The 7,744-nt window shown below is 52.5% G+C and carries 10 protein-coding genes; 5 read left to right on the top strand and 5 right to left on the bottom strand.

Translation table 11 applies throughout. The annotated features are described in order from the left end of the window. Nucleotides 1-360 precede the first annotated feature (360 nt). Nucleotides 361-966, top strand: a complete 606-nt coding sequence (locus BM348_RS20405; RefSeq protein WP_092907946.1) for a site-specific integrase — start codon at nucleotides 361-363, stop codon at nucleotides 964-966. After that, entirely contained in the window at nucleotides 963-1,382 is a 420-nt protein-coding gene (locus tag BM348_RS20410) for a hypothetical protein (RefSeq protein WP_092907948.1), read from the top strand. Before BM348_RS20405 ends, BM348_RS20410 begins: the two co-directional genes overlap by 4 nt. Before the next feature lie 103 nt (nucleotides 1,383-1,485). On the opposite strand, the gene BM348_RS20415 is transcribed toward BM348_RS20410, so the two are convergent. The 5 genes from BM348_RS20415 to BM348_RS20440 all read right to left on the bottom strand — a co-directional run bounded on the left by BM348_RS20415 (nucleotide 1,486) and on the right by BM348_RS20440 (nucleotide 4,515). After that, nucleotides 1,486-1,746 carry a hypothetical protein gene (locus BM348_RS20415; RefSeq protein ID WP_092907950.1) on the bottom strand — a complete coding sequence of 87 codons (261 nt, stop codon included), beginning with the start codon at nucleotides 1,744-1,746 and terminating at the stop codon, nucleotides 1,486-1,488. Next, nucleotides 1,743-2,006 (bottom strand): type II toxin-antitoxin system RelE family toxin, encoded by a 264-nt coding sequence (locus BM348_RS20420; protein WP_092907952.1) that lies wholly within the window; start codon nucleotides 2,004-2,006, stop codon nucleotides 1,743-1,745. The genes BM348_RS20415 and BM348_RS20420 overlap by 4 nt, the downstream gene beginning before the upstream one ends. Nucleotides 2,007-2,062: 56 nt before the next feature. Continuing rightward, nucleotides 2,063-2,353, bottom strand: coding sequence for a ribbon-helix-helix domain-containing protein (locus tag BM348_RS20425; protein WP_092907954.1), 291 nt, complete (start codon nucleotides 2,351-2,353; stop codon nucleotides 2,063-2,065). Nucleotides 2,354-3,269: 916 nt separating this feature from the next. Then, on the bottom strand, nucleotides 3,270-3,656 hold the full coding sequence (locus BM348_RS20435) for a hypothetical protein (RefSeq protein WP_092907956.1): 387 nt from the start codon (nucleotides 3,654-3,656) through the stop codon (nucleotides 3,270-3,272). Further along, a complete protein-coding gene (locus tag BM348_RS20440) occupies nucleotides 3,649-4,515 on the bottom strand; it encodes a ParA family protein (protein ID WP_092907958.1) in 867 nt (288 codons plus the stop codon). Before BM348_RS20440 ends, BM348_RS20435 begins: the two co-directional genes overlap by 8 nt. A gap of 523 nt (nucleotides 4,516-5,038) precedes the next feature. Here BM348_RS20440 and BM348_RS21000 point away from each other — a divergent pair. The 3 genes from BM348_RS21000 to BM348_RS20450 form a co-directional block, all read left to right on the top strand. Then, nucleotides 5,039-5,689: a hypothetical protein gene (locus tag BM348_RS21000; RefSeq protein ID WP_139231281.1), complete on the top strand. Its 651-nt coding sequence runs from the start codon at nucleotides 5,039-5,041 to the stop codon at nucleotides 5,687-5,689. Between the two features lie 380 nt (nucleotides 5,690-6,069). Further along, nucleotides 6,070-6,255 (top strand): hypothetical protein, encoded by a 186-nt coding sequence (locus tag BM348_RS21750; protein ID WP_139231282.1) that lies wholly within the window; start codon nucleotides 6,070-6,072, stop codon nucleotides 6,253-6,255. 808 nt (nucleotides 6,256-7,063) lie between these two features. Next, nucleotides 7,064-7,744 (top strand): Cdc6/Cdc18 family protein (locus BM348_RS20450; RefSeq protein ID WP_139231283.1); only part of this gene is annotated, 681 nt, incomplete at its 3' end.

A 7,744-nucleotide genomic window follows, 5' to 3' on the forward strand; every position in this document is an offset into this window, starting at 1 on the left:
CGACGGTTTCAGACGAACCCTTGTAGGGTTGAAGGGAGACGCCGTCTCGCGCCGGTTACTAACCGTCCTAGTTTCAGACGAACCCTTGTAGGGTTGAAGAGTGCAGAATCCTTTTATCACGCGATATCGTAAAATCGTTTCAGATGAACCCTCGTGGGGTTGAAGCCATTGTAGATATCTATATAACGCGACGAATCTGATAGTTTCAGACGAACCCTTATGGGGTTAAAATCTTCTTATGCGTCGTCGGTGCCGCCTTGTTATACAAGTCGGAAACGAACCGGGCATATCCCGGCTGTTTCCGCCCAGATTCGCACTTGACCGGTACTGATTAGTGAATAGTTGTTATAACAAGCTTGCATGAGACTCGATGGAACGGCGAAAGAGGATCAATACAAGGTGTGGATGACCGACGGCGAACTCGAGGAGCTTCGGCGGGCGGCCGCGACCCACCGTGACGATCTCATTATTCAGCTCGGTGGGTACGTTGGGCTCCGTGCGTTCGAAATACCTCAGATCAAACCGAAACACATCAAACGGACTGATGACGGCGAGCACTATCGGCTTCGCGTCCCTGAAGGGAAGGACACGACAGGGGGCGGCGGGAAGCCTCGAGACACCTACCTCCCGAAAGACGTCGAGGGCGATCTCCACCGCTACCAGAGTGCGGAGAACGTTAGTCGGCATGATCCGTTCGTTAATCTCACCGAGCGGGGCGTCCGCGATGTTGTCAAACGGAGCGCAGAGCAGGCGGCCGATGAGACCGGGGACGGCGACTTCCGATACGTGAGCTCCCACGATCTTCGCCGGCGATTTGCACAGCGACTTCTCGTCGACGAACAGGTGAACCCACGCGTCGTGATGGCAGTCGGCGGCTGGGACTCCTTCCAGGCGATCGAACCGTATCTGAACGCACCGACGCCTGAGGTCGTCAACGGTGCCTTCGAGGAGGCTGGTCTCGCATGACCGAAGACGACGTCGATCCCAAGAAGCCCCGCCCAAAAGGGCACTACCCGAGATTTAGAGATAACGAGTGGCACTACATCCCAGATGAACTCGCACAGACGATTTCGCTTGGGCCCGCAGGGGACGGTGAGCCCGGCCAAGACTGGGTGCTCACCTACACGCCGGAAACACGGGACGAGAGCGACCGCGAGAAGATACTCGTCCGGCTGACGCCCCGAGCGCTCCATGAACTGTACATCGAGACGAAGGGGCTCGATGTCGAGACACGTCAGATGGGTCACCGCGCGGAGTGTGACCTCTGCGGAGAGATAGTCGATTTCGAGCGGGCGATCCCGGACGGTCAAGGAGAACCGTGTCACCGACGCTGCTGGGCCGACGCCTATGGCGCACCCGACTGGTTCACCGAAGTTCTCTAACTCGGCGGATGTCGTGATCGAGGCTTTCGAGACGGCAGGGTTGGCGTGATCCGGACAGACTGAGCTAAACTCCAAATAACTGCAGTAACGCCCGCTCGAGCAGTCAGTCTATCTCGCCGCTATCGTCCTCGAGCATTGCACGGACGATTCGAACAGTAGCCTCGAGGCCGGGATCGGCGTCGAACTCACCGGCTTCGGCGCGCTCGATGAACTCACGAAGTTCGTCGGCGTCCTGGTCGTCGTCCAGTTCGATCTCGAGGTCGCCGCTCTCGACGACGTCGGCGAGGTCTCCGGCGGGGTCGATGTGACGCGGGTCGCTGTCGGGGACACCGTCACCGTCGACGTCGTCGCGATCGCCGGTCATGGCGGGAGGTGCCGGTCGTACACGTTCCGGCGGTGGCCGACGGCCTCGACGATGAGGACGTCCTCGCCTTTGTCCCACGTGATGATTGCCCGGTAGTCACCGGCGCGGAGCTTGTAGTACGGCCACCCCTGTAGCTTCTCGAGGCGGTGGTCGGTCCAGTCTTGTGCTTCGGCGAGTTTCTTCAGGATTCGTTCTCGTGGCTCGGCATCGAGGCCTTCCAGGTGGCCGTCAGCCTTCGGCGTAATGTCGACGTCAGTCATGCCGGGAGATATGCAGAGAGAGCTTAATTATCATTGGACGAAAGAGAGAACTGGCCTCATTCGGCGTCGACGTCGTACTTGTCCATCACGTCCTCGAGCGAGTGGGTCTCTCCTCGCTCGCGCTGTTTCCGGCTCTCGTGGAGATCCTCGAGGACGTCGTCGGAGAGCTCGACACTCGGGTTGAGCCAGTCCCGGAGAGCGTCACGGATCGCCTCGGATCGGGAGGTGTACCCACGGCGTTCGTACTCCTCGTCGATCCCCTCGAGCAGCTGCGTCGGCACTCGGACATCGATCTTAGTCGTCCCGTTGCCGTCACCGTCGCCGGCGCCGCCGGTATCAGTACTCATTGTTGTGTGAGACGCGGGTCTCACATAAAAACCCTGCGTGGTTTTCACCAGGGGGTCGCGCTCCCGCGCGCCAGAAGTTGCATTGAGACAGGCCGAATCGCAGGAAGGAATCGAGGCAGTAATGCAACTGCGAAGAAACCGCCGGTGAAAAATCTCCTGTCGAGGTCGTCGCTTACTCGAGCCAATTCGGTCCAGCGTAGGCGTCGACGTAGCAGCGTCGATGGACCGGCTCCTGTCGTGAATTCGGGATAGCCTTCTCGAGGGCAACCATTTTCCCGCAAAGGTCACACTCCGCTCTGTAGCCCGCTTGTCACGCTTCAACAGAGAGGCCTTTGGTTTCGATATACAGCTCATCAACGTTGTTTCAATCTCTTACTTAAAGTTGCAACCGGGTTCCCCGTCTTGCGATTGGGATACAATCACTCACAAAATTGGCAAGAGAAGCCGACAGAAAATGAGCAGCTGAATCCAGTATCCGAATTCGCTATTCGAATCGCGTCTCTGGATTCGGTATCCAAATCGAATATCTCAGTTCGTTATTCGGATTCAGTATCCAGATTCGGTATCTGGATCGACTATCCCGGCGCGTGGAATACCGTTTTCGACGAGCTGGGTATAGGGATTTCATCCGTCAAACACCTATCTAACTACCGTGAGACAGCGATTGCTGATCTTGGACGTACTAACTGGTTGTGACGGTTCGGTAGTCCAATCCGTCCAATAGCTCTTGGCTGTCTGTGAGGGTTCGAATGATTTTGACGGTTCAGATTGAGTACACCCTTTGACCGGTTCAGCGGTGGATTCGCGGTAAACTCTACTCCGCTATATATTTCTACAGGGGTTACTACAGAGGCTAATACAGGAATTGCTACAGAGATTACTACAAGAATTCCTATAGCCAGAAATATAGCTATCTCTATAGTCCTTTCGTGGCCTGTCGTTGTGCCGCCTCTCGGACAGCTTCAAACTCCTCAGGGTCTGCCTCTTGGAACCCGAGGCGCAAAGCCAGGCGGAGGACAACGCTCCGATCTACCTCACCTTCCTCGAGGTCGAGTTCCCGCTGCAGGGAATGACCGACGCGCTCTAGGTGTTCAGGATTCGCTTCCAACGCTCGCACGAACGCCGAAATGTGACCATCCCAGACACTGACGGTCTTTTGCTCCTCGCCAGCGTCGATCGCCTCGAGCTCGCGTACGATCTCCTCGACGAATTCCTGTTGCTCCTCTTCAGCCGCCGCCTCATCGAGCCGGTCGCCTTGAGAGGTCTTCTCGCGTAACGCCGTGAGGTCGTCGTCCTCAGACATCGCCCTCACCCCCCAGGCGCTCGAGAAGCGTCTCTGTCGCTGCGAGGTAGGCCTCCCGCGCCTGTCGTGCAGTCGTGGAAGGCCCATCAAGTTCGAACGCCGTGACACCGCGCTGGGCGGCATTACGAATGTCCTGCGAGTAAGGGACATAGCTCGGTGCGATTGCATCGGGATACTCCGCTTCGAACGATTCCAGGTACTCTTCGGCGAGCGAGGTTCGCGTATCGACTTTGTTGGGCAGCACTAACGACAGGTCAATTTCGATCTCGAAGTTCTCTGCTATCTTGTCGAGATCGCGCCGGAGTGCATCCGCCTGTTCGGCTTCGAACGGACCCATTTCAACCGGAGTGAGGGCGTTTCGAGTCGCCCACAGTCCATTGTAGGTGACGTTATTCGTCATTCCGGGGAGATCGATCAAAACGACGTCGTAGCTGAGTTGGTCGACATATTCGTCGAGGAACTGCTCAAAACGGCTGTATCGATCGTGAGAGTCGTCAATATTTCCGAGCTCCGAGTCCAGGGTATCGAGACCTGGGTGGGCTGGAATAAGATCCGGTCCCTCACCTGTGTCGACGACGAGATCAGCAACCGGATCCTCGCCTAACTTGTCGGCGATCGTCGACCAGGCGTCGTCAAAGACCGTGGAGATATTCGGCCACGCTTCATCTTCTTCGATCTGTTTCTGGTAGCTACCCCAAACGCCGAAATGCTTTGCGAGGTCACCCTGCTTACCCGCAAGATCGACTAAGAGAACCTCCTGGTCCAGCTCGGCAAGTGCCACCCCAAGGTGTGCAACTGTCGTTGTCTTTCCAGTACCACCCTTATCGAGGAACGCGGCCGCGCGAAGTGTATCATCCATTCCTATAGTAGATCATATAGCAAACCCTATAGTATTAAATCCATCGTCAGACATAGTCGAGAGTTGACTATAGGAACTCCTAAATGGTTCCTACCAACGTATTGCGGGAAATCCAGATATGATTATTGGGTATCACACCCCAGTTGAGAAGGATTCTATCATAGCCCGTTGCACGCTTTCGAATATGTGACACTATGAGGCTACTTTCGAAAGCGTGCAACGGGCTATATTAGTGCTATCTATGTGCTATTCCCCTTATTGTGAAACTGTGCAATAGTCGATATGATACATAACACCCCGGATATTGATAATAGAGCGATGGTCAGGAAATACTCGCTTCCAGCTTCGCTCACTAACACATATATTGACAAGGATATTACAATAGCCGCAAGAAGCGGGACCATCTTTATCCAGTCCATATCATGGTTTCCATTTTGCACACTATTAAAGATTGCTATGGATTAGCAAGATACATCATGGTCTCTAGATTAAACTTTTATGTGACTATCTACTATCGTGTTATGTGGTTCGAAGAAACAATATCGATCGACGGACTGCAATAAAAGGTATCGGTGGCTTCCTATCCCTTGGAATCCTTCCAGCAACTAGTGCGGCTGCAAGTTCAGCAGAAAGCGCTGAGCAGCCTGAATCTAAATTTAATATCGTAGATGGACAAGTTGTTGTTGATGAGGATGTCACGGGTGAAGCCGCGGAAGCTAGCCAACAAACTGCAGATACTATTAATACAGGGATAGAGAACGGACACCTCACTGCATTTGAGGAAAATGGAGAAGTAATGGTCGAACCGGTCGAATCTTCCCGTGATGACAATCTTATGTCTACTCAGTCTGTTATGTCTACTCAGGCTGGTCAGAACGATCTCTCATGGGATCAAAATGGAATCACGACATCAATTACACTAAAAATGAATGATGAGCTGACGGATACAGTAGTAATTATACTTGCTGGTGGCGCGGCAGTTTCCGCCGCTACGTCTGCGGTTCTTGGTGCATCGGGTATTGGTGCTGTTCCAGCTGCCATTTCGGGGGTTATTTCAGCTGCACTGGGCTTCTTTGCTACAGTTCTCTCTGTAAAAAATGATGGTTCTGGTGTTGCTATCAACTTCAAGCAACGTCCCTTCTTACCAAACACTGGTAGTGTTTCTACGCGTTAAGGTTGAAGTATTATTTATTTTTAGATGTTTAGTTGATGGTTTTAAAATTATCTCCGGCATCTCACGAGCCAGTCACTCTCGACTAAAAACTCGAAGAGTGTGAGCAGCGGTTATCGTAATTATCCTACAATCACTGAGAAGCAGGGTCGCAGTATCGGAAGTACTTGGAGATCATTGATGATGTGTGTAGGCTTAGGCGGTTTAATGAGGAAGTGTTGATTTTTATTTCTCCAGAGTTCAATCTTAGTAAGATCGAGGATTTCTTGGACGAGTTAAGCCGGTCCGACTACGATGATTACAAGGTCGTGTTTATGAGTTTGGAGGGGTTGGCATCGTTGATTCTACATCGTACTGCGCTTACGCCAGAGCGGAAAGTACGTATGAATACCGGTGGCTGGCCGTCTATGTTGTATGGTTTATTTTTGGATCGTGGTTTTGACCGAGATGAGCAGGATTACGAATTAGATCGAGAGAACGGTTTATGTCTTGATGGGTGGGCTGTGAAGCAACATTTTGCTAACAATATTGAGGGGCAAAAACCGGGAGAGATTTTTGAATATTGTTGAGGAGGAGATTAGAAGGTTTTCCCGAAATAGAAACTTAGCTACTACAACGAGCTGACCAACAATCACCTACCCAAGAGCGTTCGAACAGATGATGCTCGAGGGTCGTTTTGAGGCCCTCGAGCACCTACTTAGAGGTCGGGCGAACCGACCTCACACCCACAGGGGGAGCAGATGTGCTCCGTCGGGCCGCGGCTCGTGACCAGCGCGACGGGTGTGCCACACCGCGGACAAGCTGGGAGTGGCGACTCTTCATTATTTGATTTCGATGGCTGTTCGCTCATTGATCCCTTGAGAGGTGCTCCACAAGAGCGGTTGCTAGTTGAATGCGATACGACGGTCGTGCGAGACGTTTATATCTCGGTAGAATCAACGCAAACATGGTTTCGAACCCACCTCGGGTTAGAAACCGCGCCTCGGGTGTGGTACCACCCGGGGCATTTCAGCGCATGCCCCTCGCGGCTGGTAGAAGCGCGGTTTCTATCTTGTTTGTTGTCGGGTAGTTACTTATAATATTGGATTTAGGATAGTGTGAATAAGACGGATAAATATCTGTGTATCATCCTTCGAGTCTGTAGCGAGTAGTAGAACGAATTTCTCAGCATGAAACTTCAATGGGAGAAAATCGGTTATTGATACGAGTGACTGGAGCCTGCGGAAATACGGTGTGGGGTACGGAACCTCCGGAAGCGGTGGTGTTGTGGTTTTCCATTAACCTACGGAAACTAACCCCCCACCTACGGAACCTCCGGAAACGACGGTCGAAGGTTTTTTGTAATTCTGGTTGAAGGAACAACCATCAAACACTGCTATGACCTCAGCCTTTGATCATTTATCAGAGAGCGCTATTTTCTCCAATCGAGACGCTCTCGCCGATGAATACATACCCTCAGAAATTGTCGGGCGCGACGAGAAGAAAGAGGAGTACATGAATGCACTCCTACCCGTCTACAAGGGAGAAAGCCCAGATAATGTCTTTCTCTATGGGCAGAATGGCGTCGGAAAGACCGCTGTTACACATTGGGTGCTCAACCAACTTGAAGCGTCAGAGAAACTCCAAACTGAGCTTGAAATCCTTACCATCAACTGTGAAGGCGTGAATACGTCGTATCAGTTAACGATAGAACTCGCAAACCAATTGATTCCGGATTCAGAGGACTATCTAGCTTCAACGGGTCACCCCGAGAGTAAGGTCTATTCCGTTTTCTTCGACCAACTGGACAAGATCGGCGGAACTGCTCTCGTTGTCCTCGACGAAATTGATCACGTAGCGAACATCGATACGTTCCTTTACAAAGCCACGCGCGCAGCAAGTTATGGTGATCTCACCGAAACAAAACTCGGACTCATCGGGATCAGCACCGATACTGCCTTCGGTGAAAACCTATCATCAGATGTTCGTTCATCCCTTCGTGAGCGTGTCATCGAATTTCCTCCCTACGATGCTAGTCAGCTCGAAGAAGTCCTCCGACAGCGTGTTGATACTGCCTTC

It is taken from the genome of Halostagnicola kamekurae (genome assembly GCF_900116205.1).
Classification (GTDB): Archaea; Halobacteriota; Halobacteria; order Halobacteriales; family Natrialbaceae; genus Halostagnicola; species Halostagnicola kamekurae.

Bases quoted from the DNA above. Each gene is read 5' to 3' on its own strand.
- BM348_RS20405 (WP_092907946.1), top strand. From the start codon at position 361: ATGAGACTCGATGGAACGGCGAAAGAGGATCAATACAAGGTGTGGATG.
- BM348_RS20410 (WP_092907948.1), top strand. From the start codon at position 963: ATGACCGAAGACGACGTCGATCCCAAGAAGCCCCGCCCAAAAGGGCAC.
- BM348_RS20415 (WP_092907950.1), bottom strand. From the start codon at position 1,746: ATGACCGGCGATCGCGACGACGTCGACGGTGACGGTGTCCCCGACAGC.
- BM348_RS20420 (WP_092907952.1), bottom strand. From the start codon at position 2,006: ATGACTGACGTCGACATTACGCCGAAGGCTGACGGCCACCTGGAAGGC.
- BM348_RS20425 (WP_092907954.1), bottom strand. From the start codon at position 2,353: ATGAGTACTGATACCGGCGGCGCCGGCGACGGTGACGGCAACGGGACG.
- BM348_RS20435 (WP_092907956.1), bottom strand. From the start codon at position 3,656: ATGTCTGAGGACGACGACCTCACGGCGTTACGCGAGAAGACCTCTCAA.
- BM348_RS20440 (WP_092907958.1), bottom strand. From the start codon at position 4,515: ATGGATGATACACTTCGCGCGGCCGCGTTCCTCGATAAGGGTGGTACT.
- BM348_RS21750 (WP_139231282.1), top strand. From the start codon at position 6,070: ATGAATACCGGTGGCTGGCCGTCTATGTTGTATGGTTTATTTTTGGAT.